Consider the following 24,940-nt stretch of genomic DNA (forward strand, 5'->3'; position numbering starts at 1 on the left):
AGGAAAGCATTTCCCAGCGAAAACCCCAGTTTTCTGCAACGCAGAACGCATCTTGCCGCAATTTTCCATGCGTCTTGCGGCGCATTGTTTTTTACACGGGAGAAAAAGGATACTTATGAATGTAAACGTAGGAATCGACATCGGCTCGACGACCGTTAAGATCGTTGTCGTGCGCGATGGGGAGATTATCCACAAGCATTATGAGCGCCACTTTTCCAAGGTGCGCGAAAAGGCTGTCGAGCTTGTGACCAATGCCCGCAGCCTGATCGGTGAGGACGCCGTTATCCGCTGCGCGATCACCGGCTCGGCCGGCCTCGGCGTTGCCAAAGCGTCGGGCGTCGACTTTGTGCAGGAGGTATTCGCCACCCGCAAGGCGGTCGGCGTCCATGTCCCGCAGGCCGATGTGGTCATCGAGCTGGGCGGCGAGGATGCGAAGATCGTTTTCCTGACCGGCCAGCTGGAGGAGCGCATGAACGGCTCCTGCGCCGGCGGCACGGGCGCTTTCATCGACCAAATGGCGATCCTGCTTGACGTAACGCCCGCCGAGCTGGACGAATTGGCGCAGGGCGCGGAGCGTATCTATACTATCGCTTCCCGCTGCGGTGTGTTCGCCAAGTCGGATATCCAGCCGCTGCTCAATGAGGGCGCGCGCAAGGAGGATGTCGCCGCCTCCATTTTCCAGGCGGTCGTCAACCAGACGGTCGCGGGGCTTGCGCAGGGACGCGAGATCAAAGGGGACGTTCTCTTCCTCGGCGGCCCGCTGTTTTTCTTCAAATGCCTGCAGCGGCAGTTCCAGAAAACCCTGCAGCTCGACGACGACCATGCGCATTTTCCGGCGCTTGCCCCCTATGCCATCGCGGCGGGCGCGGCGGAATATGCCAAAGACACCCGCTCCACCTATTCCGTCGATTCCCTGCTGGAAGCGCTGGAAAAGGCCGCGGCCGCGCCGCTGGTGGCACAATATCTGCCGCCGCTGTTTGAAAACGACGAGCAATACCAGGAATTCAAGCGCCGCCACGGCGTACACGACGTAATGACGGAAAACGTGACCGTTTATCAGGGCGACGCTTATCTGGGCATTGACTGCGGTTCAACAACTACCAAATTGGTATTAATCGGTGAGGATCATCAGATCCTGTTCCACCATTACCAGTCCAACAAGGGCAATCCGGCTGACGTGATCCGCGAGCAGCTCACCAAGCTCTGCGAGCTGTGCGGCGACCGCGTGCATATCGTGTCCAGCGCGGTCACGGGCTACGGCGAGGCGCTCATCCAGAACGCCTTCGGCGTGGATTTCGGCCTGGTCGAAACGGTCGCGCACTTCCGCGCGGCGCGCCACTTCTGTCCGGACGTGGACTTCATCATCGATATCGGCGGGCAGGATATCAAATGCTTCAAAATCCGCAACAAATGCATTGACAATATTTCGCTCAACGAGGCCTGCTCGTCCGGCTGCGGATCGTTCATCGAAACCTTCGCCCGCTCGATGGGCTATTCGATCGAGGAATTCTGCAAGCTCGGCCTGTTCGCCCAGCACCCGATCGACCTCGGCTCGCGCTGCACGGTATTCATGAACTCGTCGGTCAAGCAGGCGCAGAAGGACGGCGCGGGCATCGACGCGATCTCGGCCGGCCTGTCGGTTTCGGTCGTCAAAAACGCGCTGTACAAGGTCATCCGCGCCCACTCGCCGGACGACCTCGGCCAGCACATCGTGGTGCAGGGCGGCACCTTCCTCAACGACGCTATCCTGCGCTCGTTCGAGCAGGAGATCGGCCGCGACGTGACCCGTCCCGCGATCTCCGGCCTGATGGGCGCATACGGCGCCGCGCTGCACGCCAAGGACAACCGTCCCGCTAAAACCACGCTGATCGGCGTGGACGTGCTCTCTCATTTCCGCCACACGGTCAAATCCGCGCGCTGCGGCCTGTGCGAGAACCACTGCAGCCTGACGGTCAACGATTTCGGCGGCGGGCGGCGGTTCATCTCGGGCAACCGCTGCGAGCGGCCGCTCGGCGGCACAAAGAAGGCCGAGCTGCCCAACCTGTATAAATGGAAGCTCGAAAAGCTCAAGAGCATGGGCGAGCCGAGCGGCAAGCCCATGCCGAACGGCACAATCGGCATCCCGTTCGGCCTGAATATGTATGAGCTGCTGCCGTTCTGGACCACGTTCCTGCGCGCGCTCGGCTTTGAAACCGTACTGTCCGACGTATCCACGCGCGATATGTATATGCGCGGGCAGCACTCCATCCCGTCGGACACGGTCTGCTATCCGGCCAAGCTGATGCACGGGCATATCGAAAACCTGCTCGACAAGGGCGTGGACGCGATCTTCTATCCCTGCATGACCTATAACATCGACGAGGGCCGCGCCACCAACTGCTACAACTGTCCGGTTGTGGCCTATTATCCCGAGCTGCTCAAGGCCAACGTGAGCGCGCTGCAGGACTTTGACTTCATGATGCCGTACTTTGAGCTGACCGAGCCTAAGCGCTTTGTCCAGCAGGCGGTCAAGTATTTCTGCGGGAAATACCCAAGGCTGAAGAAAAAGCAGGTGGCCGCGGCGTCTCAGGCCGCGTACCAGGCGCTGGCGGACTATTATGCGCAGATCCGCGTCGAGGGGCAGAAGGCCATCGCCTACGCGGATACGCACGGGCTGGATATCGCGGTCATCGCGGGCCGGCCGTACCACGTCGATCCCGAGATCAACCACGGCATCGACCAGCTCATTGCTTCGTTCAACATGGTTATCGTGTCCGAGGACGCGGTCTGGCAGCTTGCCAAGGTGCCGGAGGTCCATGTGCTCAACCAGTGGACCTACCATTCCCGCATGTACGGCGCGGCGAAGTATGTCACGCGCAAGGAAAACGCGCAGCTCATCCAGCTCGTATCGTTCGGCTGCGGCATCGACGCGATCACAACGGACGAAATGCGCGCTATTTGTGAAGACGGCGGCAAAATTTATACACAGCTTAAAATTGACGAGATCAGCAACCTGGGCGCGGCCAAAATCCGCATCCGCAGCATGCTGGCCGCAGTAGAGGAGGGCAGAAAGCTTGCAGAACAACAACATATCAGCTAACCCTCCGGAGCGGCCGCGGTTCACCGAGGAAATGCGCAAGGATTATACTATCCTGGTACCCAACATGCTGCCGGTCCAGCTCGGCTTGATGTGCCGCCTGATGAAAAACTACGGCTACAACATGGAGCTGCTGCATACCGAAGGCCCGAACATCGCGGAGCAGGGTCTGCGCAACGTGCATAACGACACCTGCTATCCGGCCCTGCTGGTCATCGGCCAGCTGATGGACGCGATCGAATCCGGCAAGTATGACATCCATAAGGTCGCGCTCATTCTGCCGCAGACGGGCGGCGGCTGCCGCGCCTCCAACTATATCCATTTGCTGCGCAAGGCGCTGGATAAAAACGGATACGGGTTTATCCCCGTCATATCGCTCAACTTCGCCGGACTCGAGGCGGACGTCAACCCCGGCTTCAAGCTGACCAAGACCATGGTCATGCAGATCGCCTACGCGCTGCTGATCGGCGACCTGATTATGATGGTCGCCAACCAGTGCCGCCCTTACGAATGCGTCCCCGGCTCGACCGATAAGGCGATCGACATCTGCATGAGCGCGGTCACCTCGCGCTTTACCAGCGACCGCATCATCCGCTACGGCGAGGTCAAGCACCTGTACCGGTATGTGCTGCAGGTTTTCGGCAAGATCAAGCTGGATAAATCGCAAAAGAAGAAGATGGTCGGCATCGTGGGCGAGATTTATGTCAAATTCTCCCCGCTCGGCAACAACCAGCTGGAAGCGTTCCTGCTCTCCGAGGGCTGCGAGCCTGTCCTCCCCGGCCTGGTGGACTTCTGTATGTACTCGATCTACAACTCGGTCATCGACCATGAGCTGTACGGCCGCTCGGCGGCGCGCGCCGCGACCTATAAGGTGATTTACCAGTTCCTGCTCAGCAAGCAGGCGGATATCATCCGCCTGATGAAGCGGGACGGCAACTTCCGCCCGCCCATGCCGTTTGAAGAGGTGCGCAAAAAAGCGCTCGACATCATCGGGCCGGGCGTAAAAATGGGCGAGGGCTGGCTGCTGCCCGCCGAGATGGTCGAGCTGATTACCGAGGGCGTGACCAATATCGTCTGCACCCAGCCGTTCGGCTGCCTGCCCAACCACATCGCCGGCAAGGGGATGATCCGAAAAATCCGAGAGCTGTATCCGCAGGCGAACATCGTCGCGGTCGATTACGACCCCGGCGCGTCAAAAATCAACCAGGAGAACCGCATCAAGCTGATGCTGTCCTCCGCCGAATGACCCCGACACGACCGAAAAACGCCGCTGACGCGGCGTTTTTCTTTTTGCGCCCCGCTGCGGCGCGGGGTTTTGCCGTGTCCGGATGTCACGCCGCCCTCCCGCCGCATAGCATGAAGTAACCGCCCTTTCCCTGCGGAAAGCGCGGCCAAATCCTAAATAGGGAATGATAGCATGAACCATGAAACCTTTTTCCCGCTGCCCGACCTGCCGGAAGGGATGGGCGCACGCGTGCGCACGCTGCACCTCTCGGGCGGAATGCGCCGCCGCCTGCAGGATCTCGGCCTGGTTGACGGGACGCGGGTGACCTGCATACAGCGCGCCGCCGCGGGCGATCCCACCGCCTACCTGATCCGCGGCGCGGTCATCGCCCTGCGGAAAAGCGACGCCGCACAGATCGAAGTCGGGGTGGTCCCTTGAGGCAGCGCGCCGGAGCGCCGGTAGTCGCGCTGGCCGGCAACCCGAACGTAGGCAAATCGACGGTATTCAACGCCCTCACCGGCAGCCGCCAGCACACTGGGAACTGGAGCGGCAAAACCGTTGCAAACGCATACGGTGTGATGCGCTGCGGCGATACAGACCTGACGCTGGTCGACCTGCCCGGTACTTATTCCCTGCGCGCCCGCTCCTCTGAGGAGCGCGTTGCCCGCGATTTCCTCGCCTCCGGCGATGCGGACGCAGCCATCCTTGTCACGGACGCGACCTGCCTGGAACGCAACCTGATTTTAGTTCTGCAAGTGCTCGAGGTCATGCCGAACGCCGTGCTCTGCCTCAATCTGATGGATGAAGCGCGCAAAAAGCGCATTCGAATCAACACCGCAGCCCTACAGCACGAGCTGGGCATTCCGGTCATCCCCTGCGCGGCGCGGCGCGGGCGCGGCCTGCCGCAGCTCACACAGGCGGTATGCCGCGCGCTGGAAAACGCAGCGTCCGGTCCGGTCGCTGCGATCCGCTATCCGGATGTGATCGAAAACGCGCTGCAGCGGACGGGCGGCACACGCGGCGAAGCGCTTGCCACGCTCGCGCTGCACCCGCCCGGCGGCCTGACCGGACAGCAATTCGACGACATGGTAACCGCCGCGGCCGCGCTGCGCGCGGAGGAGATCGCCCTCACCTGCGTCCAGGTGCCGGAGGCTGCCTGCGCCCGCGACCGGCAGCTCGACCGCATCCTGATGAGCCGCCGCCTGGGAATCCCTCTCATGCTCCTCCTGCTCGCCCTGGTCTTTTATATCACCCTGTTCGGCGCAAATGTGCCAAGCGAATGGCTCGGCGCGCACCTGCTGGGCCTGACCGCGCCGATTGCGGCCGGCCTGACCGCGCTCGGGCTCCCTCCCTTTGTCGTTTCCATGCTGACCGATGGGGTATGGCGCGTGCTGGCGACCGTTGTATCTGTCATGCTGCCGCCCATGGCGATCTTCTTCCCGTTGTTCACGCTGCTGGAGGATGCCGGCTATCTGCCGCGCGTGGCGTTCCAGCTCGACCATGCGTTCCAGCGGGCGCACGCCTGCGGCAAGCAGAGCCTAAGCATGTGCTTATGCAGAAAGTGTATGCGGCCGCAGCCGCTTGACAGGCGCGGCGCCATCGCGTATATTGGATTATGGAAAAAGTTCGTAATATCCGCTCTTACCAAGAGGTTCAAGGCCTTTAATCAGATCTCAGGAGTTATAAAGCATGACAAAAATATTATTCGTGTGCCATGGCAGTATCTTGAAAAGTCCCGAAAAAGCCGGTAAAATCAATGGTTTCACGGAGAGGAACGACACTTACTACACCACTACTACACCATTTTAGAAAGAACCTTGATGTGACAAATTTTAATAGACGAAAACGCAAGCGGCGGTATTCCTAAGTAGGAGTATCGCCGCTTGTTTCATGCAGTGGATATGAATCTTGAGTAAATGCTCATGTGACACAAAATAACACAAAAAGGTTTGATAGACGCCACCCCATTATTCCGTATTCCACAAAGAGAATCAAGCAATTTTTTCGTAGGAACAGGCAAGTATTTTGACGGTCATTTCTGTAAAATGGGATTAAACAACCAAACAGGAGGTAAAGACAATGGCAACAATGCGAGCAATACAGGTAGCAGCAAAAGGCGAGCCTATGACATTAGTGGAAATCCCTATTCCTCAGCCGGGAAAAGGACAGGTGCTTTTGAAAGTTGAGGCGTGCGGTATCTGTCATGGCGATTCCAAAGTAATTGAGGGCGCGGCGTCCTCATATCCCCGTATTCCCGGACATGAGGTAGTCGGGATTGTAGACAAGCTGGGCGAGGAAGTCAGCCAGTGGAAAGTAGGCCAGCGTGTGGGAATCGGCTGGCATGGCGGGCATGGACATACAACCGCACTTACAACGGACGGCGGCTATGCAGAGTATATGGTAGCTTACGAGGATGGGCTGATTGCCATTCCCGACGAAATTACCGCCGAAGAAGCCGCCCCGCTGCTTTGTGCAGGAGAAACAACATTCAGCGCACTTCATAACAGCAGCGCAAGACCCGGCGATTTAGTAGCAATATCCGGCGTCGGAGGATTAGGACACCTTGCAATACAGTATGCGAAAAAAGCCGGATATGAGGTAGTGGCTATCTCCCGCGGCAAGGATAAGGAACAGCTTGCAAGAGAACTGGGCGCACATCATTATATCGACAGTGAAAAGGAAAATGCCGCTGAAACCTTGCAGGCTTTGGGAGGCGCAAAAGTTATCCTTGCAACTGCTCCTAATGCAGATGTCATTTCCTCACTTATGGGCGGGCTGGGTACTGGAGGAGAGTTAATTATTGCCGCCGTAGACGATAATCCGCTCAAATGGTCTGCTATGGATTTTCTGAATGGCCCCAATACGGTCAAGGGTACTTTCACAGACATAAAGGAAATGGAGGCTGCTGTCCGATTCAGCATTTTAACCAATGTTCGCCCTATGATTGAAGTATTCCCGTTGGAGCGGGCAAAAGAGGCATACGAAAAAATGATGGCAGCAAAAACGCATTTCCGCGCTGTACTGCGTATGGGGAAATAAATGTGTTATCTGCCCTCTACGGACAGAAAGGCACAGTTACAAAAAACTGCGCCTTTCTTCCGTATCGGAGCATTACGTTTTCTTTGCTTGCGCCCCGATACACTCTTTTATTTCCTGAACATCTTTTTGCGGGGAACGGCCAAACATACGTCGATAATCGCGGATAAATTGCGACACACTTTCATAGCCGACTTCCATAGCTGCGTCCGTTACATTTGCCGAGTTGTCCAACATAAGGCGGCGGGCTTCCATAAGGCGAAGTTTCTTTTGACATTGTAATGGCCCCATGCCTACGGCGCTTTTGAATTTTTGATGAAAGCTGGACAGGCTCATATTGCCCTGTTCTGCTAAATCCTCAACTGAAAAATCAATTTTGTAGTTTTGTTTAATCCAGCTATTGATGTAATAAATATCTCTTGCCTGCTGAATATTGATAATGTTTTGCATAAACTGTTTTCCATGCAGCCCGGTAATAAGGTCAAATATCAATTCCTTTTTCAAATGTTTTCCCATAAAGGATAATTCCGAAGAAGTCATGGAAAAGAGCCGCACAACGATATTTATAATTTTTTCATCAGTACAGGAAAATACAGGTTCAGATGTGTTTTCGTCAAATATTTTTTCAGGCAAATCGCCGTCAATATCCAGCATGACGGAAATCACATCGTCCAAAGAGAACTCTATCAGAAGTGCGGCAAACGTATTTTCTGATAATGCAGAAAAAGTTTCTGCTGTCCGAGGGCTGTCAATGGCAGAAATAAAATATTGTCCCGGAGAATAATCGCAAAATCCGTTCTCATTGTAAAGCCGCATATTTCCGTCTACCACAAGGAGAATGTAGGGATTTCCCATATCCGGCAAAAGAAAATTATGTCGATTGCAGAACAAGATAGAAATATAGGGAATGGCAGTTTTATTAAGCCCATTTGTTAATTCAAACCGGCTTATGTATGAACTTAAAATTTCATTAAAGTTTTCCATGCTATCGCCTCACAAATACGCTTTTGTCTTGCTCTGATTATATCATAGTCCAGCCAAAATTACAGCAATCTTTAAGTGGCAAAGCCAGCCGAGCCAGTCAACGGTCAAGATGAACGGCGCGTATGAACTGCACCCTGTTTATCATAAATGCAGCCCGTCAACCATGCACAAGCCTTTGAGGAAAGGGGGAATTTCCATATCCTGTACGGAAGAATACAAAGAACATATCGAGTACACGTTCCACGCTTTTTGTAAAGTCGTTATCCGCAACGCTATGTGTACTGCCGTCAGAACAAGGAGCCGCAAATACAAAAGAGAAATATCCCTTGAATACCTCACAGAAGAAAAATACCACCCTTTAGGCACGAACGATAAATGTTTTAAGCCCCGGAGCCGGACGAGGAATACATACTGAACCTTTGCGGCGATACGGTTATCTTAAACAATGGGCTACTGGTACAAGCCCTCTCCCGTCTGCCGGTAGAGGAATAGGAAATGCTTTACCTGTCCTTTTACCGCCGTCTTTCGCAGGAAAAAATCGGCAAGCTGTACGGGCATAGCCGCAGCGCGACCGGCTACCATATCCGCAAGTCCATACGGCGGCTTTACGAGGAAATGGAGGGAATGACGCATGAGGAATAGCAGACTTCTCCCCTACGAAACAATCATAAAAGCCACCAGCGGCGATCCGGAGGCAGTCAACACTGTTTTACAGCATTACCGAGGACTTATCTGTTATTACTCTCTTGTTGATGGGCGGGTAGACCGGGACACAGAGGACTACATTACAGAAATGCTATTGACCGCAATCTTCAAATATGATTTTGGCAGATAACGCCGCATACAGCTATACTTATGCAATGAAATAGAGTATAATAAAGCCAGTGAAAAATTAGAAGTTAGAGGGATAATTGATTATGAATAAGAGGAGGTCAGAACTGAATACAACGATACAAGCGCAAACTGAATGCTCATGTACGGTAAAGAAGCAAGCAACCGAAAACAATAGATAGACCGCCAGCACTACACTATTCCGAACCAAAGACCAAAAGATAAGCATTTTGAGAAAATCTAAACTTTTGGATTTTCCTACAATGCCGACTACGGCGGAATCCCTCCCACTCCTTATATATTTCTTTCTGTATACATTGAATTTGTATTTAGTAAAATGCAGACAACACCACGGATCGGCTTTTGGCTGGACAATTCCAACCAAACACCGCAGCAGACAGTAGAAACCATTCTGAACGTTAGGAAGCCGGTATGATTGTTACATATAAGGGGAAGAAAAATTTCTTTTAGATACTTGTTTTCCTAAAACTGATGTGATATAATAATTCAATTCCAGAAAAGGAGTAAAAAATATGCGGCAAGGTATTCTTAAATAAAACTATAATCAAATAGTGGGAACAAAGGATTATGATAGTCCCTTTTGTAGGGGCTTAGTTTTTTGTACCCAATTTAAGAATACTTTTGCCTTATCAATTTTGACATATCCCCAAAAACAGCACTCACAAACAGGTGTATGCTGTATATGTGTATGTCCGCAAATTATCATCCCCAGTGGTAAAAGTATTTTACTGCTGGGGATTTTTATGCCCTTCGGGGCAGTAAAGGGAGGACAATCACATGAAAATAATCAATATTGGAATTCTTGCCCATGTAGACGCTGGAAAGACGACCTTGACGGAGAGCCTGCTATATGCCAGCGGAGCCATTTCAGAACCGGGGAGCGTCGAAAAAGGGACAACGAGGACGGACACCATGTTTTTGGAGCGGCAGCGTGGGATTACCATTCAAGCGGCAGTCACTTCCTTCCAGTGGCACAGATGTAAAGTCAACATTGTGGATACGCCCGGCCACATGGATTTTTTGGCGGAGGTGTACCGCTCTTTGGCTGTTTTAGATGGGGCCATCTTGGTGATCTCCGCTAAAGATGGCGTGCAGGCCCAGACCCGTATTCTGTTCCATGCCCTGCGGAAAATGAACATTCCCACCGTTATCTTTATCAACAAGATCGACCAGGCTGGCGTTGATTTGCAGAGCGTGGTTCAGTCTGTTCGGGATAAGCTCTCCGCCGATATTATCATCAAGCAGACGGTGTCGCTGTCCCCGGAAATAGTCCTGGAGGAAAATACCGACATAGAAGCATGGGATGCGGTCATCGAAAATAACGATAAATTATTGGAAAAGTATATCGCAGGAGAACCAATCAGCCGGGAAAAACTTGTGCGGGAGGAACAGCGGCGGGTTCAAGACGCCTCCCTGTTCCCGGTCTATTATGGCAGCGCCAAAAAGGGCCTTGGCATTCAACCGTTGATGGATGCGGTGACAGGGCTGTTCCAACCGATTGGGGAACAGGGGAGCGCCGCCCTATGCGGCAGCGTTTTCAAGGTGGAGTATACAGATTGCGGCCAGCGGCGTGTCTATCTACGGCTATACAGCGGAACGCTGCGCCTGCGGGATACGGTGGCCCTGGCCGGGAGAGAAAAGCTGAAAATCACAGAGATGCGTATTCCATCCAAAGGGGAAATTGTTCGGACAGACACCGCTTATCCGGGTGAAATTGTTATCCTTCCCAGCGACAGCGTGAGGTTAAACGATGTATTAGGGGACCCAACCCGGCTCCCTCGTAAAAGGTGGCGTGAGGACCCCCTCCCCATGCTGCGGACGTCGATTGCGCCGAAAACGGCAGCGCAAAGAGAACGGCTGCTGGACGCTCTTACGCAACTTGCGGATACTGACCCGCTTTTGCGCTGCGAGGTGGATTCCATCACCCATGAGATCATTCTTTCTTTTTTGGGCCGGGTGCAGTTGGAGGTTGTTTCCGCTTTGCTGTCGGAAAAATACAAGCTTGAAACAGTGGTAAAGGAACCCACCGTCATTTATATGGAGCGGCCGCTCAAAGCAGCCAGCCACACCATCCATATCGAGGTGCCGCCCAACCCGTTTTGGGCATCCATCGGACTGTCTGTTACACCACTCCCGCTTGGCTCCGGTGTACAATACGAGAGCCGGGTTTCGCTGGGATACTTGAACCAGAGTTTTCAAAACGCTGTCAGGGATGGTATCCGTTACGGGCTGGAGCAGGGCTTGTTCGGCTGGAACGTAACGGACTGTAAGATTTGCTTTGAATACGGGCTTTATTACAGTCCGGTCAGCACGCCGGCGGACTTCCGCTCATTGGCCCCGATTGTATTGGAACAGGCATTGAAGGAATCAGGGACGCAACTGCTGGAACCTTATCTCTCCTTCACCCTCTATGCGCCCCGGGAATATCTTTCCAGGGCTTATCATGATGCACCGAAATACTGTGCCACCATCGAAACGGTCCAGGTAAAAAAGGATGAAGTTGTCTTTACTGGCGAGATTCCCGCCCGCTGTATACAGGCATACCGTACTGATCTGGCCTTTTACACCAACGGGCAGAGCGTATGCCTTACAGAACTGAAAGGGTATCAGGCCGCTGTCGGCAAGCCAGTCATCCAGCCCCGCCGTCCAAACAGCCGCCTGGACAAGGTGCGCTATATGTTTCAGAAGATAATGTAACGTCTTGCGCAATGCAAGCGTTCATTGCTGGCTATTGCGAAATATCATTGATAAAATCAGTATCAGAGAGGAGAAACTATTTTGAACCAGGAACAGACGAATATTACAACAGGAAAGCAAATACGTCATCTGCGAACACAATTGGGAATGACACAGGAAGAACTAGCCGGGGAATTGAATGTTACCCGGCAGGCACTATCGAATTGGGAGAGAGATGTTAATGAACCCGATTTAAATATGTTGAAAAAAATTTGCTTTCTTTTTGGAGTCAACATGGACGATTTTGCGAAGGAGGTAATAACAAAGATGGAAACATATGAAAAAAAGGAGAAACGACAATTTAATAAGTACGATATGGCAATTGGACTTTTTTATGGTGTTGGTATATTTCTTGGCATTGGTATTTTCTTTGTTGGCGGTTTTATGACAATGTCAGGTGCAGGGTGGGGAGCATCACTATTTGGCGGTGGCTGTTTTTCTCTTGTATTTGGCTTGATATGCCATGCAGTTATTACATTGAGAAGAAATGACAAATGATGACATATCCTGCTTTCTATACTTTTCGGTAATACCGAGTAAAAAAAGCCGCTGCTTTTGGCTTTCCAATAGCGGCGGCTTAATGCAAGCGGCGGCAAAGGGAAATATCCTTTGAATACCTTACAGAAGAAAAGTTTTGCAGCATTACAAAAATAAAAGCCTATACCATTTTGGAAAGAAAAGATACATAATAGTCAAGACGACAACAATCAGAAGTTATGGAGGGTAACAATGGAATATAGTAAGGAAGATTTAATGGAAGCAAAAAAGCAAATTTTGGGAGTGGGAGAGAACATGGGAACAGAGGAAAGTAAAAAAATCTGGGAGGAGAACGCACAATTTTGGGATAATGCAATGGGTGACGAATCTAATGAATTTCACAGAGAGGTAGTGCGCCCCAAAGTAACGGAACTTCTATCTCCTAATCCTGCGGATTACATTTTGGATATTGCGTGTGGCAATGGAAATTATTCTTCGTATCTTGCACAAAGAGGTGCTTCGGTTGTCGCTTTTGATTACAGCAAAAAAATGATAGAATTGGCTAAAAGACGGCAATCACAATATGCAAAACAAATTGAATTTTGTGTGGCGGATGCGACCGATAGAAAAAGTATATTAGAATTAAAAAGAAATCGAGCCTTTACGAAAGCAGTTTCTAATATGGCAATTATGGATATTACGGACATTGAACCACTTCTTATGGCTGTTTATGAACTGTTGCAGGAAAGCGGAATTTTTGTCTTTGCAACGCAACACCCTTGTTTTGTCACGTTGACTGAAAAATATATGACACCGCACAGTTACTATGATATAGCGATTGAAGGGCAACCGAAAGAGCAGATTTATTATCATCGTTCCATACAAGATATTTTTAACCTTTGTTTTAGAGCTGGATTTGTCATTGATGGATTTTATGAAGAATGTTTCAAAACCAACAAAGAAATTCCTATGGTAATGATAGTAAGGCTTAAGAAGGTAAAACGTGATAGCTTAAAATAAATTCAAGTTTGTCGGGTAAATAGCAAACCCAGCCGAGCCAGTCAACGATAAAATGAACGCCGCTTCGCGCCGTCGTTGACAGCCCCGCCCGTCTTTGCTGGTAGGCAATCAAGGGGCGACAGCAAGGAGTACTGCCGCCCCGCACTATTATTCAGAGAGGGGGAATTTCCATGACCGAAGATGAAGCCTACAAGGTGCATATCCAGTACACATTCAATGCCTTTTGCAAGGTAGTCATTCGTCACGCAGCCATAGATAAAATCTTGAAGCTGCGCCGGAGGTGGGAACGGGAAGTTTCCCTTGATTATCTGATGAGTGAAAAGTTTGTCCAGCTTGCCGAGCCGGAGTAGCTTGAAGAATATCTTTTTACCGCCTGCGGCCAGACCGCCGTTCTGTATCATGCGGAGCTTGCCGCCGCCCTTGCCCTTTTGCCGGAGCAGACGCAGGAAGAAATTTTTCGTTACTATTTCCTGCGCCAGCCGCAGCGAGTGATCGGCGTACATATTGGCCGGACACGCAGCACAGCGGGGCGGCATATCCGGCTTGCCTTGCAGCGGTTAAGGCGGCTCATGGAGGGAAATGACTATGAGTAAACTTCTCCCCTATGAAACAATCGTCAAAGCCCATGAGGGCGACCCGGACGCAATCGACACCATTCTTTCCCACTATGCCGGATATATCCGCTACTGTTCCAAAGTACACGGGAAAGTCAACGCCGAAGTTGAGGAACATATAAAGCAACAGCTCATTGCCGCCCTGTTCAAATTTCGCTTTGACCGATAAACAAAGAACAAACACTGGCTGTCATTAGCGGTTTCACTCCAGCCAGTTTACAATTCATCTATTCCTAAAGGAAGCAGGTCATAGTATAATAGAACCAACGACAAATATACTTTTAGGGGAGATATAGCAATATGAAAAGTAATAAATACTTAACTATTGGCTTATTAACAGGATTTATTGTCGGTGGTTGCATAGGTGTGTTGGCATGGGCGTTTTTGCAAAATCTTTTTGCTATTTCTATTTGTGCAGGTATCGGAATGTTGATTGGAATTGTTATAGGTACATTGATTGATTATGAAAAAAATAATCATCAAGAGAAATAGAAAAAATGCACAATGCCTTAAAGGGAAAACAGGAATTTATTGTGCTATCCATCATCGGGCCAACCTGACCTGAACTTTCAAAACTGAATATCCACCGCCCATCGGCGGCCAGCGAAAGCAGTAAGTCTGAAAAAGATTTGCTGCTTTTTTCTTTATCCGTTTGGCAAAATCGCAAAGTCATCCGTAGTAGGTAGGTGAAGCCGGAAACAAAAAATTTTCTGCGGCGGTAGCCAAATCTGCATTTTCTGTATTTCTAAGGCAAAGGAAAATTTGAGAAAATTCCCGGCAAGCGGGTAGCTGGCGGCCTTTGAAATGTATCTTTAGCGGAAAGAAAGAACTGCGGGTAAAAATCGCCCCACGCCGTAAGATTTTTGCAGAAATCCGGCCAAAACAGGCGGCAGCTATACGAGTAGTAAGTGCAAGGGGAAATCTACGGCTTACTTAGAGCAAGTTTCTACCACGGTGCCAAAATCCGCAATTCTGCGGTTTTGCCCCTCGCGGGAAACTTGTTGGGGAGTGCCTTCCCCAAACCCTGCTATGCGGCTTACGCCGCAAAAATATTTCTGTCCGGCAGACAGGAAATGCCCCGAAAATAGCTAACAGACCAGCCCATTTTTTGTGATAAGTGAAAGGAGGTTTACAGCCCATGCCGAAGCGATACAACACCCCCCACCGCAGCCATGTTGTGAAAACCCGGCTGACCGATGAAGAATACGCCGACTTCACAGAACGGCTTGCGCCCTATGGTATCAGTCAGTCCGAATTTCTCCGGCAGGCCATCCGGCGCACTACCATACGCCCCGTACTCCATGTGTCGTCAGTCAATGACGAGCTGCTCTCCGCTGTCGGGAAGCTCACAGCCGAGTACGGCAGGATTGGCGGCAATCTCAACCAGATTGCCCGCACCCTCAACGAGTGGCATAGCCCCTACCCGGCTATGGCAAAGGAATTGCGGGAAGCGGCCGCCGACCTTGCCGCCCTCAAGTATGAAGTCCTAAAGAAAGTAGGTGACGCCGTTGGCAACACTCAAGCATTTAGGCTCTAAGAACGCCGACTACGGAGCCGCCGAACAATACCTGCTCTTTGAGCATGACGAATTTACTATGAAGCCCGTCCTTGATGAAAACGGCAGGCTTATCCCCCGTGAGGATTATCGCTTGTCCACGCTGAACTGCGGCGGCGAGGATTTTGCCGTTGCGTGTATGCGCTCCAATCTCCGCTATGAGAAAAATCAGCGGCGGGAGGATGTGAAAAGCCACCACTATATCATCAGCTTTGACCCACGGGACGGGCCGGACAACGGCCTGACCGTAGACCGGGCGCAGGCGTTGGGGGAGCAATTCTGTAAAGAGCATTTCCCCGGCCATCAGGCCCTTGTCTGCACCCACCCGGACGGGCATAACCACAGCGGCAACATCCATGTGCATATCGTCATTAACAGCCTGCGGATAGAGGAAGTGCCGTTCCTGCCCTACATGGACAGGCCAGCGGACACGAAAGCCGGGTGCAAGCACCGCTGCACCGACGCAGCCCTACGCTACTTCAAGTCCGAGGTCATGGAGATGTGCCACCGGGAAGGACTTTACCAAATCGACCTCTTGAACGGCAGCAAGAACCGTGTCACAGACCGGGAATATTGGGCGCAGAAAAAGGGACAGGCCGCACTGGACAAGCAGAACGCCCCCATGATTGCAGGCGGTATCACGCCCCGGCAGACCAAGTTTGAAACGAACAAGGAGAAGCTGCGGCAGACCCTACGGAAAGCCCTTGCCACCGCTGCCAGCTTTGACGAGTTTTCCTCTCTGCTGTTGCGGGAGGGTGTGACCGTCAAGGAGAGCCGGGGGCGGCTGTCCTACCTCACGCCAGACAGGACGAAGCCTATCACCGCCCGGAAGCTGGGCGGCGACTTTGACCGCACCGCCGTCCTTGCCGTTTTGGAGCAGAACGCCCAGAGGGGCGTAACGGTTCGCTACACCCCGCAGCACCAAGCCGCCAGAGCCGCCGAACAGACCGCAGCCATACCCGAATACCTACACGCCGGGAAAGGCCGCTTACAGGGCGAAAAGACAGGGAAAATCGACCCCAGACAGGACAGTGTGCAGCGGCTTGTGGACATTGAGCAGAAGATGGCCGAGGGCAAGGGCAAAGGCTATGAACGATGGGCGAAGATACACAATCTGAAACAGGCCGCCAAGACCCTGACCATCTACCAACAGTACGGCTTTTCTTCCCCGGAACAGCTTGAAGCCGCCGTTGCTACCGCCTATCAGGAAATGCGCCAGACCAGCGGCGAACTGAAAGCACTGGAAACGAAGCTGCAAGGGAAAAGGGAGTTGCGGCAACAGGTACTTGCCTATGCCAAGACCAAGCCCATCCGCGAGGGGCTGAAAGCGCAGAAATCCGAGAAAGCCCGCGCCGCATACCGCCAGGCAAACGAGAGCGATTTTATCATAGCCGAAGCCGCCGCCCGGTATTTCAAGGCACAGGGGCTTACCAAGCTGCCCGGCCGAAAAGCGTTGCAGGCCGAGATCGAGCAGCTTATCTCCGAGAAAGACGGCCTGTACAACACCTATCACGAACAGAAGCAGCGGTTCAGGGAGTTGCAGACCGTCAAGCGGAACATCGACCAGATTTTGCGCCGGGAAGAGCCGCACCGCAGAAAGGAGCAGAGCCATGAACGATAAGCCGTCCCGCATGGACTACCGCCAGCACCAGGCAGCCCGCCGCCTTGTGCATGAGTGCTGTAACTACGACGAGGGGAACTGCCTGCTGTTAGACGACGGGGAGCCTTGCGTGTGCGTCCAGAGCATTTCCTATTCCCTCATGTGCCGCTGGTTCCGTGTGGCTGTCCTGCCCCTTGACGGGGAGCTGGCCGCAGCCCTCTTGTACCGGGGGAGCCGGAAACGCTGCGCGGTCTGCGGGGCGGCCTTTGTCCCCAAATCCAACCGGGGGAAATACTGCCCCGGCTGCGCCGGGTGCATGAAGAAACGCAAAGCCGCCGAGAGAAAGCGGAAACAAAGGCAGAAATGTCACGCTTTAGAGCCTTTCAAACCCGCATAAATCAAGGCTTTTTTCGTGGGTGTCAAAGGGTATGCGATACATTTATCCTTTCCCCCCGGAAATGCCGTCCTAATGCGTGACAAAGCCCAAAAACGACACAACACAGAGGGAGGTGATACTATCGCTGATTATATCAGGGCAGACACCACGCTGCCCGCCTATCTTCCATACCCCCGTTTCCTGCTGAAAATGGAGATTTCACAGACCGCCAAGCTGCTGTATGCGCTTTTATTAGACCGCTCCACCCTGTCACAGAAGAACGGCTGGCAGGACGGCGAGGGCAGGATATTCATTGTCTACCCCGTTGCGGAGATAGCGGAAATGCTGGACAAGGGTTGTACCGCCATCAAGGGAGCCTTGAAAGAACTGGACGCAGCCGGGCTTTTAGAACGGGAACGGCGGGGCTTCTCCGCACCCAATCGGCTTTATGTGAAAGTGCCGCCTGTCCCAGTGGTACGGTTTTCCGACCAACTGATGGCCGGAAAAGCGACCCTCATACAGTCGGAAAAGCGACCTTATGACGGTCGGAAAACCGACCCTATGATGGTCGGAAAACCGACCCCTAACAAAACTAATATAAACAACTTAATAGAGAACCAAACAATGAGAGCGAGTGGGGAGCCGCCCACAGCTTATGGCCGATATGAGAATATTTTTCTGTCAAAGGACGAATATGACGAGTTACAGGCAGAATACCCGGACAGGCTGGAACGGCTGATTGAGGAAATGAGCCATTACCTTGCCGCCAGCGGGAAAGCCTACCAGAATTATGCCGCCGCCTTGCACAGATGGGCGGCCAATGACAAAAAGGGAGCCGTAAAACAGGGCATCCCCGACTATACCTGTATGGAGGGAGAAAGCTTATGACAAGTGAAATCAAAGATATTTTGGAGAACATGACAACCGCCGCCCCGGAGATGGAGGACTATATCGGCGAGGACGGACTGCTTTACTGCGGAAAGTGCCATACGCCGAAAGAAGCCTACTTCCCGGAGGGTAAGGAGCTGTTTGGCCGTGACCGCCACCCGGCAGAGTGCGACTGCCAGAGAGCCGCCCGTGAGCAGCGGCAGGCCGCCGAGGAACACCGCCGCCATGTGGAAGCCGTGGAAAATCTGAAACAGAGGGCTTTTGCCGACTCAGCCATGCAGCAATGGACATTCGAGAACGACAACGGCAGAAACCCGCAGACCGGGATTGCCCGGCGGTATGCGGAGCATTGGGAAGAAATGCAGGCCGAAAACATCGGCTGCCTGTTCTGGGGGAACGTCGGCAACGGGAAAAGCTACCTTGCGGGCTGTATCGCAAACGCCCTCATGGAGAAAGAAGTCCCCGTATATATGACGAACTTCGCCGTTATCCTGGGCGACCTCTCTCCCGGCTTTACAGGCCGGAATGAGTATATTTCCCGCCTTTGCCGCTATCCGCTGCTTATCATTGACGACTTCGGCATGGAGCGTGGCACCGACTATGGACTGGAACAGGTATTCCATGTGATTGATACCCGATACCGCAGCAACAAGCCGCTGATCGCCACCACCAACCGCCCGCTGGACGAGTTGAAAAAGCCGACAGACACGGCCCATTCCCGGATTTATGACCGACTGCTGTCCATGTGCGTCCCGATACGCTTTACTGGCGTCAACTTCCGGCAGGAAACCGCAAAGCGGAAAATGGAAACCATGAAGAAACTGCTGGCTGAATGAAAGGAGTATTGCCTATGGAGAATATCAAGCAGCACGACCACCGTACCACCCGCCGCCCCGACTGCGTGACGGAAATCCGCATGGGGAATACCGTTCTTGTCGTGTCCGGCTTTTTCAAGAAAGACACCACCAGCACCGCCGCCGACAAGATGGCGAGGGTACTGGAAGCGGAAGCCGCTGCTACACAAAAAAAGGCGATTTGACAAGCTGTAAAGAAGCAGATTTATCACTTTTACCGCTGTACAGCCGCCCCTGTTCCGTGGTACAATGAAACCACGGAATAGTGGGGCTGGCTGTCGGAAACGGAGGATTTTATGTTAAGACAAGCCACCCAAAACCTCATTACCGCCCTTTATCCGAGATTGTCCCATGAGGACGAATTGCAAGGCGAGAGCAATTCCATTTCCAACCAGAAACGGATTTTGGAAGCCTACGCCAAGCAGAACGGCTTTACCAATCTGCGCTGGTACACCGACGACGGCTACTCAGGTGCGAACTTCCAGCGGCCCGGATTTCAAGCCATGCTTGCAGACATTGAAGCCGGGAAAGTCGGCACCGTCATAGTCAAGGACATGAGCAGGCTGGGGCGTAATTACTTGCAGGTGGGATTTTACACGGAAATGCTGTTCCCTCAAAAGGGCGTGCGTTTTATCGCTGTCAATGACAACGTGGACAGCGCAAACGGCGGCATGGACAATGATTTTACCCCTCTGCGGAACTTATTTAACGAATGGCTGGTGAGAGATACGAGCAAGAAAATCAAGGCAGTAAAGAAAGCAAAAGGCATGAGCGGCAAGCCTGTAACCAGCAAGCCAGTCTATGGCTATCTCATGGACAAGGACGAGAACTATATCGTTGACGAGGAAGCCGCCCCGGTTGTCCGGCAGATTTACCAGCTTTGCCTTGCGGGAAATGGCCCGACCAAGATTGCCCGTATGCTGACGGAGCAGCAAATCCCCACGCCGGGGACGCTGGAATACCGCAGGACGGGCAGCACCCGACGCTACCACCCCGGCTATGAGTGCAAGTGGGCGACAAACACCGTCGTCCATCTGCTGGAAAACCGGGAGTACACTGGCTGTCTGGTAAACTTCAAGACGGAGAAGCCCTCTTACAAGGTCAAGCACAGCGTTGAGAACCCCATCGAGAAGCAGGCTATCTTCCCAAATCACCATGAGCCGATTATCGACACGGAAACATGGGAGCGTGTGCAGGAGTTACGCAAGCAGCGAAAACGCCCGAACCGCTATGATGAAGTGGGGCTGTTCTCTGGTATGCTGTTCTGCGCCGACTGCGGCCATGTGCTGTATCAGCAGCGGTATCAGAACAAGAACCGCAAGCAGGACTGTTATATCTGCGGCAGCTACAAGAAGCGTACCCGTGACTGTACGGCACACTTTATCCGCACCGACCTTTTGACGGCGGGCGTGCTTTCCAATCTCCGGCAAGTGACGGAATACGCCGCCAGGCATGAGAGCCGCTTTGTAAAGCTGCTCATCCAGCAGAACGAAATCGGCGGCAAGAGAAAGACCGCCGCAGCCACGAAGCAGCTTGAACAGGCCCAGACACGCATTGCCGAAGTGAACCGCATTATCAAGCGGCTGTATGAGGACAATGTAAGCGGCAAAATCAGCGACGAGCGTTTCATGGAGCTGTCGGCGGACTATGAGCAGGAGCAGCGGGAACTGAAAGACCGGGCTGCCGCTTTGCAGGAGGAACTTTCCAAGTCGCAGGCCGCCACCGTCAACGCCGAGAAATTCATGGGGATTGTGAGAAAGCACCTTGCTTTTGAAGAATTGACCCCCACCCTCTTGCGGGAAATGATTGAGAAAATCGTCGTGCATGAGTGCAGCTATGACGAGAACGGCACCCGCAGGCAGGACATTGAGATTTATTACAGCTTTGTCGGCAAGATAGACTTGCCGGAAGCCTAACGCCTGACCTATCCGACACAGCCCTAAGTGCCGGATAGGAACGGCAAAATTTTTTACACTTCTATTACTTCTTTATCGCACATTAGCAAAGTCACAGGGTGTTAAGCAGTTCATGGCTAAGTAGATGTAATCAAGAAAAAGAAAGGAAAAGCACAATCCAGACGGAACCGGCGGTTGTGTCAAGAGATATTGTGAGTTCGCAAGAATTTTGTTATAATAAAGTCAGAAACCCCTATGTAGGGAGAAAGGCGGGAGGATAAATGCACATCAGTTATCAGCCGCTATGGCGTACCTTAAAAGAGCGTGGCATGAGGAAGGAGGACTTGCGGCTGGCCGCCGGTCTTACCACGAATATGATTGCCAACATGGGAAAGGGTGGGCATATCAGCATGAAAACGCTGATAAAGATTTGTGAAACCTTGAATTGTGGTATTTTAGATGTAATTTAGTTAAAGCAGGAAGAAAGTTCTATGGACAATGTAAAGTGATAAATCGGAATTGAGTGAGAGGAGGGAAGCAGCTATATGTTTATTGAAGCTAAGTGCTGTATGTGCAGGTGCGTAAGACTTCCTTCATATGGCAAATTTACAGTGGATTCTTGTTACGGATTTGACTATTTAATAGATGCAGAAAAAATAATAGATGATTTAGGAAATGAAATCGTTTTTCCAGAAACTATATTTAAATTATGTTTTGGGAACCTTGGAGAATGGGTTACTGCTTATTGCCCTATGTCTATGGATCACACAGTTTACAGTATCTTTTTAATTTTACATGATACCATTCCTTCATTAGACGAAATTAAGGCATATGCAAAAATCAAAAAAGTGAATTACCTTCAAGCAAGAAAGGCGTTAATATATAAAAGAAATTTACTTGTATCTGGAGATGCCTACGATATAAGAAACATAATATTAGAAAAACTTAATACTTTTCAAATACAGTATGAAATCGAACCACCATATCCGTATATTGAACTTATCAGACAACAAACTTCCCATTTATCAGGGAGTTAAGAGGAATTTGTAGGCGGTAAAACAATATGAAGAATTTGCAGAGGAGAAGTTGAGCATGAATCATGATATAAACTTAAATATCGAGCAATCAAAGGTTTGCCCGTTTCTTGTTGATTTAAAGCCTTCTGATATTCAAAACAGTCCCATTCTTCAATTTCAAATGGCAAGTGCCACCAAAGATGATGTTTTTAAATTATTTAAGAGCATCAACTCCAATTTAGAGGATTCTAAACTTCATGAAGATGTGTTGAGTACAACATTTGATACTTTCTGGCCTAAAATCGAGGAAGCATTAAAAGAGGTTTCTTCTGTAGCAGAAGCTTCTGCACCTGCGGCAAAAAAGGCAGCAAAGATACTCAGGCACCAATAGAAGAGATTTTGGAACTGGTACGCTATCAACACAAATTATTGAAATCTCCTGAAGAATTATTACCACTACAGTACTTGTATGAAATCATGAGAAAATCTGGTAGAATGTTCCCCAAAGATATTGGGATGGAAATCGATGAACAACTTCATATGATTAGCATGATTGCATCTGATATTTTAGAAAGTTGTAGTATGAAAAATCAGCTTGATTTAAACATATCGCTGAATGAATTTCCTTCTTGTGTGAACAAAATTCAGGAAATTCAAGAACGTACAAAGAGGCTGAGTATGTTTATTAGAAAAAGACTTCGGAATACTGATTTTATGATCTAAACACAAGACTAACCCGCCCAACGAGGCGGTTTTTTTATGCCCGAATTTAGGAGGTGATTAACCATCAAACAATTGAAACCCCGTGACAAGGTGACGCAGCACATGACCCGTGACGGCCTGACGCTGGATAACCAGACCACCGGCGAGAGCATTAACATTTCCAGCTGGGAGGCCGAACAGGACTATTCCGTAGCCCAGCCGGGCGGCACCGCTGAAAAGGTACTGGAACGTGCCGGGGACATCTGGGAGCGCAACAAGGCGAAGCGGGCCGCCAAGAATGGCACGAATACGGCGTCGCAGGCCACCGGCCCCGCGTCCCGCCTGCAATTCACCGCCGAGGAACGGGCCGATCCTGCCCTTTCCAAGTACGTCCACAAGGCGGAAAAGCGGGGCGCAACCAAAGACGCCCTGCCGAAAAAGCGCGTCGTCACCAAGGAAACCGTCTATGACGAGGCTAAGGGCAAGGCCAAAACCAAGCTGCACTTTGACAAGGTGGAGAAACCGGCCCCCAAGCTCAAACCCTACCCGGCCAGCCGTCCGATGGAGGAAGCGGGCCTGTATTTGCATGGAAAAATCCATGAAGTTGAGCATGAGAATGTGGGCGTCGAGGGCGGCCATAAGGGGGAAGAACTTGCCGAGCACCAAGCAGGAAAAGCCATCCGCAGCGGCCGGCGTCATAAGCTCAAACCCTACCGGGCCGCAGCCAAGGCCGAGAAAAAGGCCATTGCCGCCAATGCGGAGTACATCTACCAGAAATCCTTGCGGGACAACCCGGAAATGGCGCAGGCGGTGAAAAACGCGGTGGCCCGGTTCTGGCAGAAACAGAAAATCAAACGGGACTATGCCAAGGCAGTACGGACGGCGGGCCAGACGGCACAGGGCGCGGCCAGCGCCACCAAAACCACCGCCGCAGCCGCCAAGAAAGCCGCCGAGAAAAGCAAACAGGCCGCGTCCTTTGCGGCGCGGCACTGGAAAGGTGTGCTGCTGATCGGCGGCGTAGGCCTTATGCTTATGCTGACTATGGGCGGCCTGCAATCCTGTACGGCCATGTTCGGCAACGCCGGAACCGGCGTGGCGGCTACGTCCTATCTGTCCGAGGACAGCGATATGCTGGGGGCCGAAGCCGCCTATGCGGACATGGAAGCCGACTTGCAGTATGAGCTTGACAACTACGAAAGCCCCCGCTATGACGAATACCGCTTCGATCTGGACGAGATCGGCCATGACCCCTATGTGCTGACTTCCATCCTGTCGGCGCTACATAAGGGTGTCTATACGCTGGGCGACGTGCAAGGCGATCTTGCCATGCTCTTTGAAAAGCAATACACCCTGACACAAACCATTGAAACCGAAACCCGATACCGCACCGAAACCCGGACGGACAGCGAGGGCAACATCTACACCGTGCAAGTTCCCTACACCTATTACATCTGCAACGTGAAGCTGGAAAACTTCGACCTGTCCCACCTGCCTGTCTACATCATGGGCGAGGAACAAATGAGCCTGTATGCGGTGTATATGCATACGCTGGGCAACCGGCCAGACCTGTTCCCCACAGGCACTTATCCCAACGCTTCCACCGTCAAGGAGCCGACCTATTACGAGATACCCCCGGAGGCTTTGGAGGACGCCACCTTTGCCGCAATGATGGCCGAGGCGGAAAAGTTTGTGGGCTATCCCTATGTGTGGGGCGGCAGCTCTCCCAGCACCAGCTTTGATTGCAGCGGCTTTGTGAGCTGGGTAATCAATCACAGCGGATGGGATGTGGGACGGCTGGGCGCACAGGGCCTTTGCAATATCTGTACCCCTGTTTCCCCGGAGCAGGCCAAGCCCGGTGACCTTGTGTTTTTTGTCGGCACCTACGACACCCCCGGCGTTTCCCACGTCGGCATTTATGTGGGCAATTCCGTGATGTTGCACTGTGGCGCCCCTATTTCTTACACCAACCTCAATTCGAGTTATTGGCAGCAGCATTTCTATTATTACGGGCGTCTGCCTTGACGCCAGAAAGGA

At 52.0% G+C, this 24,940-nt stretch carries 26 protein-coding genes; 24 read left to right on the top strand and 2 right to left on the bottom strand.

Features of this window, described 5'->3' with window-relative positions; translation table 11 throughout:
* The first annotated feature begins 115 nt into the window (after positions 1-115).
* The 5 genes from ACYQ3S_RS01955 to ACYQ3S_RS01975 all read left to right on the top strand — a co-directional run bounded on the left by ACYQ3S_RS01955 (position 116) and on the right by ACYQ3S_RS01975 (position 7,340).
* Entirely contained in the window at positions 116-3,079 is a 2,964-nt protein-coding gene (locus ACYQ3S_RS01955; protein WP_459687082.1) for an acyl-CoA dehydratase activase, read from the top strand.
* Positions 3,054-4,322 (top strand): 2-hydroxyglutaryl-CoA dehydratase, encoded by a 1,269-nt coding sequence (locus tag ACYQ3S_RS01960; RefSeq protein ID WP_459687083.1) that lies wholly within the window; start codon positions 3,054-3,056, stop codon positions 4,320-4,322. Before ACYQ3S_RS01955 ends, ACYQ3S_RS01960 begins: the two co-directional genes overlap by 26 nt.
* Before the next feature lie 171 nt (positions 4,323-4,493).
* Positions 4,494-4,739, top strand: a complete 246-nt coding sequence (locus tag ACYQ3S_RS01965) for a FeoA family protein (protein ID WP_107631696.1) — start codon at positions 4,494-4,496, stop codon at positions 4,737-4,739.
* A complete protein-coding gene (locus tag ACYQ3S_RS01970; RefSeq protein ID WP_459687084.1) occupies positions 4,736-6,052 on the top strand; it encodes a FeoB small GTPase domain-containing protein in 1,317 nt (438 codons plus the stop codon). Before ACYQ3S_RS01965 ends, ACYQ3S_RS01970 begins: the two co-directional genes overlap by 4 nt.
* Positions 6,053-6,380: 328 nt before the next feature.
* The gene (locus ACYQ3S_RS01975; protein WP_459687085.1) at positions 6,381-7,340 is read left to right on the top strand and encodes an alcohol dehydrogenase catalytic domain-containing protein; all 960 of its coding nucleotides are present in this window, start codon (positions 6,381-6,383) and stop codon (positions 7,338-7,340) included.
* Positions 7,341-7,412: 72 nt separating this feature from the next.
* Here the strand turns inward: ACYQ3S_RS01975 and ACYQ3S_RS01980 are convergent, their stop codons facing one another.
* Positions 7,413-8,321: a helix-turn-helix transcriptional regulator gene (locus ACYQ3S_RS01980; protein ID WP_459687086.1), complete on the bottom strand. Its 909-nt coding sequence runs from the start codon at positions 8,319-8,321 to the stop codon at positions 7,413-7,415.
* 495 nt (positions 8,322-8,816) lie between these two features.
* Between ACYQ3S_RS01980 and ACYQ3S_RS01985 the strand changes: the two genes are divergently transcribed.
* The 5 genes from ACYQ3S_RS01985 (at position 8,817) to ACYQ3S_RS02005 (ending at position 13,406) form a co-directional block, all read left to right on the top strand.
* The gene (locus ACYQ3S_RS01985) at positions 8,817-8,963 is read left to right on the top strand and encodes a hypothetical protein (protein ID WP_459687087.1); all 147 of its coding nucleotides are present in this window, start codon (positions 8,817-8,819) and stop codon (positions 8,961-8,963) included.
* Entirely contained in the window at positions 8,953-9,156 is a 204-nt protein-coding gene (locus ACYQ3S_RS01990; protein WP_459687088.1) for a helix-turn-helix domain-containing protein, read from the top strand. Before ACYQ3S_RS01985 ends, ACYQ3S_RS01990 begins: the two co-directional genes overlap by 11 nt.
* A gap of 794 nt (positions 9,157-9,950) precedes the next feature.
* Entirely contained in the window at positions 9,951-11,870 is a 1,920-nt protein-coding gene (gene tet(W) / locus ACYQ3S_RS01995; protein WP_000691721.1) for a tetracycline resistance ribosomal protection protein Tet(W), read from the top strand.
* An 81-nt stretch (positions 11,871-11,951) separates the two neighbouring features.
* Complete coding sequence (locus ACYQ3S_RS02000; protein ID WP_001071126.1) at positions 11,952-12,407, top strand: XRE family transcriptional regulator; 456 nt, start codon at positions 11,952-11,954, stop codon at positions 12,405-12,407.
* 231 nt (positions 12,408-12,638) lie between these two features.
* A complete protein-coding gene (locus ACYQ3S_RS02005; RefSeq protein ID WP_000456787.1) occupies positions 12,639-13,406 on the top strand; it encodes a class I SAM-dependent methyltransferase in 768 nt (255 codons plus the stop codon).
* Positions 13,407-13,447: 41 nt separating this feature from the next.
* Here the strand turns inward: ACYQ3S_RS02005 and ACYQ3S_RS02010 are convergent, their stop codons facing one another.
* Positions 13,448-13,909: a hypothetical protein gene (locus ACYQ3S_RS02010; RefSeq protein ID WP_021659603.1), complete on the bottom strand. Its 462-nt coding sequence runs from the start codon at positions 13,907-13,909 to the stop codon at positions 13,448-13,450.
* Positions 13,910-13,991: 82 nt separating this feature from the next.
* Between ACYQ3S_RS02010 and ACYQ3S_RS02015 the strand changes: the two genes are divergently transcribed.
* From ACYQ3S_RS02015 to ACYQ3S_RS02080, 14 genes are all read left to right on the top strand, one after another.
* Complete coding sequence (locus ACYQ3S_RS02015; protein WP_001909500.1) at positions 13,992-14,189, top strand: helix-turn-helix domain-containing protein; 198 nt, start codon at positions 13,992-13,994, stop codon at positions 14,187-14,189.
* A 131-nt stretch (positions 14,190-14,320) separates the two neighbouring features.
* Positions 14,321-14,512 carry a hypothetical protein gene (locus ACYQ3S_RS02020; RefSeq protein WP_000841357.1) on the top strand — a complete coding sequence of 64 codons (192 nt, stop codon included), beginning with the start codon at positions 14,321-14,323 and terminating at the stop codon, positions 14,510-14,512.
* A gap of 646 nt (positions 14,513-15,158) precedes the next feature.
* Entirely contained in the window at positions 15,159-15,557 is a 399-nt protein-coding gene (locus ACYQ3S_RS02025; RefSeq protein ID WP_001126628.1) for a plasmid mobilization protein, read from the top strand.
* Entirely contained in the window at positions 15,529-17,196 is a 1,668-nt protein-coding gene (locus tag ACYQ3S_RS02030; protein ID WP_009249723.1) for a relaxase/mobilization nuclease domain-containing protein, read from the top strand. The genes ACYQ3S_RS02025 and ACYQ3S_RS02030 overlap by 29 nt, the downstream gene beginning before the upstream one ends.
* Positions 17,186-17,572 (top strand): cysteine-rich VLP domain-containing protein, encoded by a 387-nt coding sequence (locus tag ACYQ3S_RS02035; RefSeq protein ID WP_000998386.1) that lies wholly within the window; start codon positions 17,186-17,188, stop codon positions 17,570-17,572. The genes ACYQ3S_RS02030 and ACYQ3S_RS02035 overlap by 11 nt, the downstream gene beginning before the upstream one ends.
* A 72-nt stretch (positions 17,573-17,644) precedes the next feature.
* The gene (locus tag ACYQ3S_RS02040) at positions 17,645-18,439 is read left to right on the top strand and encodes a replication initiator protein A (protein WP_001205019.1); all 795 of its coding nucleotides are present in this window, start codon (positions 17,645-17,647) and stop codon (positions 18,437-18,439) included.
* On the top strand, positions 18,436-19,275 hold the full coding sequence (locus tag ACYQ3S_RS02045) for an ATP-binding protein (protein WP_000200031.1): 840 nt from the start codon (positions 18,436-18,438) through the stop codon (positions 19,273-19,275). The genes ACYQ3S_RS02040 and ACYQ3S_RS02045 overlap by 4 nt, the downstream gene beginning before the upstream one ends.
* A 14-nt stretch (positions 19,276-19,289) precedes the next feature.
* On the top strand, positions 19,290-19,478 hold the full coding sequence (locus ACYQ3S_RS02050; RefSeq protein WP_000427739.1) for a transposon-encoded TnpW family protein: 189 nt from the start codon (positions 19,290-19,292) through the stop codon (positions 19,476-19,478).
* Between the two features lie 111 nt (positions 19,479-19,589).
* On the top strand, positions 19,590-21,209 hold the full coding sequence (locus ACYQ3S_RS02055; protein WP_000945966.1) for a recombinase family protein: 1,620 nt from the start codon (positions 19,590-19,592) through the stop codon (positions 21,207-21,209).
* A gap of 260 nt (positions 21,210-21,469) precedes the next feature.
* Complete coding sequence (locus ACYQ3S_RS02060) at positions 21,470-21,658, top strand: helix-turn-helix domain-containing protein (protein WP_459687089.1); 189 nt, start codon at positions 21,470-21,472, stop codon at positions 21,656-21,658.
* Positions 21,659-21,733: 75 nt separating this feature from the next.
* Entirely contained in the window at positions 21,734-22,225 is a 492-nt protein-coding gene (locus ACYQ3S_RS02065) for a hypothetical protein (RefSeq protein ID WP_459687090.1), read from the top strand.
* A gap of 55 nt (positions 22,226-22,280) precedes the next feature.
* Entirely contained in the window at positions 22,281-22,595 is a 315-nt protein-coding gene (locus tag ACYQ3S_RS02070) for a hypothetical protein (RefSeq protein WP_459687091.1), read from the top strand.
* Positions 22,596-22,603: 8 nt separating this feature from the next.
* Entirely contained in the window at positions 22,604-22,927 is a 324-nt protein-coding gene (locus ACYQ3S_RS02075; protein WP_459687092.1) for a hypothetical protein, read from the top strand.
* Positions 22,928-22,990: 63 nt separating this feature from the next.
* Complete coding sequence (locus ACYQ3S_RS02080) at positions 22,991-24,928, top strand: C40 family peptidase (protein WP_459687114.1); 1,938 nt, start codon at positions 22,991-22,993, stop codon at positions 24,926-24,928.
* Positions 24,929-24,940: the final 12 nt, after the last annotated feature.

It is taken from the genome of Agathobaculum sp. TL06 (assembly GCF_054658635.1).

Excerpts from the sequence above, each read along its gene's own strand:
- ACYQ3S_RS01955 (WP_459687082.1), top strand. The coding sequence starts at position 116 with ATGAATGTAAACGTAGGAATCGACATCGGCTCGACGACCGTTAAGATC.
- ACYQ3S_RS01965 (WP_107631696.1), top strand. The coding sequence starts at position 4,494 with ATGAACCATGAAACCTTTTTCCCGCTGCCCGACCTGCCGGAAGGGATG.
- ACYQ3S_RS01975 (WP_459687085.1), top strand. The coding sequence starts at position 6,381 with ATGGCAACAATGCGAGCAATACAGGTAGCAGCAAAAGGCGAGCCTATG.
- ACYQ3S_RS01980 (WP_459687086.1), bottom strand. The coding sequence starts at position 8,321 with ATGGAAAACTTTAATGAAATTTTAAGTTCATACATAAGCCGGTTTGAA.
- ACYQ3S_RS01985 (WP_459687087.1), top strand. The coding sequence starts at position 8,817 with ATGCTTTACCTGTCCTTTTACCGCCGTCTTTCGCAGGAAAAAATCGGC.
- ACYQ3S_RS01990 (WP_459687088.1), top strand. The coding sequence starts at position 8,953 with ATGAGGAATAGCAGACTTCTCCCCTACGAAACAATCATAAAAGCCACC.
- ACYQ3S_RS02005 (WP_000456787.1), top strand. The coding sequence starts at position 12,639 with ATGGAATATAGTAAGGAAGATTTAATGGAAGCAAAAAAGCAAATTTTG.
- ACYQ3S_RS02010 (WP_021659603.1), bottom strand. The coding sequence starts at position 13,909 with ATGTACGCCGATCACTCGCTGCGGCTGGCGCAGGAAATAGTAACGAAA.
- ACYQ3S_RS02015 (WP_001909500.1), top strand. The coding sequence starts at position 13,992 with ATGAGTAAACTTCTCCCCTATGAAACAATCGTCAAAGCCCATGAGGGC.
- ACYQ3S_RS02020 (WP_000841357.1), top strand. The coding sequence starts at position 14,321 with ATGAAAAGTAATAAATACTTAACTATTGGCTTATTAACAGGATTTATT.
- ACYQ3S_RS02025 (WP_001126628.1), top strand. The coding sequence starts at position 15,159 with ATGCCGAAGCGATACAACACCCCCCACCGCAGCCATGTTGTGAAAACC.
- ACYQ3S_RS02035 (WP_000998386.1), top strand. The coding sequence starts at position 17,186 with ATGAACGATAAGCCGTCCCGCATGGACTACCGCCAGCACCAGGCAGCC.
- ACYQ3S_RS02040 (WP_001205019.1), top strand. The coding sequence starts at position 17,645 with ATGCGTGACAAAGCCCAAAAACGACACAACACAGAGGGAGGTGATACT.
- ACYQ3S_RS02045 (WP_000200031.1), top strand. The coding sequence starts at position 18,436 with ATGACAAGTGAAATCAAAGATATTTTGGAGAACATGACAACCGCCGCC.
- ACYQ3S_RS02050 (WP_000427739.1), top strand. The coding sequence starts at position 19,290 with ATGGAGAATATCAAGCAGCACGACCACCGTACCACCCGCCGCCCCGAC.
- ACYQ3S_RS02055 (WP_000945966.1), top strand. The coding sequence starts at position 19,590 with ATGTTAAGACAAGCCACCCAAAACCTCATTACCGCCCTTTATCCGAGA.
- ACYQ3S_RS02060 (WP_459687089.1), top strand. The coding sequence starts at position 21,470 with ATGCACATCAGTTATCAGCCGCTATGGCGTACCTTAAAAGAGCGTGGC.
- ACYQ3S_RS02065 (WP_459687090.1), top strand. The coding sequence starts at position 21,734 with ATGTTTATTGAAGCTAAGTGCTGTATGTGCAGGTGCGTAAGACTTCCT.
- ACYQ3S_RS02070 (WP_459687091.1), top strand. The coding sequence starts at position 22,281 with ATGAATCATGATATAAACTTAAATATCGAGCAATCAAAGGTTTGCCCG.